Annotated in this window: 2 protein-coding genes; both read right to left on the bottom strand. The window is 48.7% G+C overall.

Going from position 1 to position 757, the window contains the following annotated elements; translation table 11 throughout:
• Positions 1–467: methylmalonyl-CoA mutase family protein (locus A3766_RS10690; protein ID WP_231882886.1), on the bottom strand; the 467-nt coding region annotated here is incomplete at its 3' end.
• Positions 468–518: 51 nt separating this feature from the next.
• Positions 519–757, bottom strand: a 239-nt coding sequence (locus A3766_RS10685) for a VOC family protein (RefSeq protein ID WP_197479527.1), incomplete at its 5' end; no start/stop codon positions are given.

Below are 757 nucleotides of genomic sequence, written 5' to 3'. Positions count from 1 at the left end.
ACTTTATCAAGCGGAATGCCGTCGAAAAGAATTTTCATATCTTCGACTGAATCAATCGCCACACCTGCTTTACCTACATCACCCGTTACGCGTGGGTGGTCTGAGTCGTAACCTCGGTGAGTCGCTAAATCAAAGGCAACTGATACGCCTTGTGCACCGGCAGCCAGGTTTTTGCGATAGAAAGCATTTGACTCTTCTGCGGTGGAAAATCCTGCGTATTGGCGGATGGTCCAGGGGCGGCCGGCGTACATCGTTGCCATTGGGCCACGTACAAAGGGAGCCATACCGGGAAGTGTCTGGGTGTGAGGCAGGTCTTTTGTATCTTCCTCGGTATAGAGCACCTTAACGGGAATACCTTCTGGCGTCTGCCAGGTCATTTCATCCGGACTGACCCCTTTCATTTGTTTGGTCGCAAGCGCTTCCCATTGCTCGAGTTGTGCGGCTAAATCAGGCTTTTTATCAGACATAGTATTTCTCGTTAAGTAATAGCTGCTCTATTGTTATGCTTATGTAAGTGCTTACTGATCCATGGGTTGGTTAAGCTCTATTAAAATGCCGTCGGCACTTTTTGGGTGGATGAAGATCACTTTACAATTGTGCGCACCAGGTGAAGGTGCATCGGAAAGGAATTGATAACCCTTTGCCTTCAAACGCTCAACATCCGCTTCGATATCGTCGCTGCGGAAACAAAGGTGGTGAATGCCACCGCCTTTCTTTTCCAAGTATTTCTGCACAGGGCCTTCACCGTTAAGTGGGT

The organism is Oleiphilus sp. HI0132, from assembly GCF_001635845.1.
This window is presented reverse-complemented; position numbering and strand designations above follow the sequence as displayed.